Source organism: Parendozoicomonas verongulae (assembly GCF_009711465.1).
GTDB lineage: Bacteria > Pseudomonadota > Gammaproteobacteria > Pseudomonadales > Endozoicomonadaceae > Sansalvadorimonas > Sansalvadorimonas verongulae.
The window spans coordinates 572-1,216 of record NZ_SMME01000528.1 but is presented as its reverse complement, the minus strand read 5'-3'; the positions used below and the strand labels follow the sequence as shown (position 1 = coordinate 1,216).

Annotated in this window: 1 protein-coding gene; it reads right to left on the bottom strand. The window is 47.1% G+C overall.

Annotated elements, in window-relative coordinates; translation table 11 throughout:
- Window positions 1–226, bottom strand: a 226-nt coding sequence (locus E1189_RS01320; RefSeq protein ID WP_196220960.1) for a PTS transporter subunit EIIB, incomplete at its 3' end; no start/stop codon positions are given.
- Window positions 227–645: the final 419 nt, after the last annotated feature.

Here is a 645-nt window from a genome sequence, read left to right as displayed (position 1 = left end):
GTCTGCCCAGTGTTAACTCAATATCCTTGTTCTCACAGGGAGTGTTCGCCTTACCCCCTGCCGCTCGGGTGCGCAGCCGGGTAAAGATATTCAGGGCCGTTTTCAGATTGCCCGTGCCCCCTACAGCCTGAAGTAGCCTGCCAAGAGCCAGCCCATTGTTTTTTTCATCCGTGAAAGAGCCTGAATATTTTTCATAAAGTTGCTGGAAGAGTGGTAAAGCTTCCATTAAATGGCCTTTACTCTGTAAAGCTCTGCCTTTTGTCAGTATCACCCCTTTGTTGTTTTGCAAACCCTCTGGAAGAGAATTGACGTACCCGATACACCCATCAAAATCACCAAGAAGAAACAAACATCTGGCTTTTAATTGCACAACACGAGCATATTGATGCGAGTCTCCCTCATATTTTTTTAATAGCGTACCGGCCTCGTCTAATACTCTTTGAGGGTTGGTTTTCAGAAGATTAAAGGCTTCATTTATGTCGTGATCTGTCTGTACACGAGAGTAAGCCGGGGAGTGCCGGGAATGCCGTTGTGACAGTGGGTAGTGCTCAGGGTGACCTGTACGCTCTGGATATCGAGAACCATGTGTACCGGAGGTATAAGGCGTATACCTGCTTGAATATCTTTGTTTGTGAGGAGAAGGCG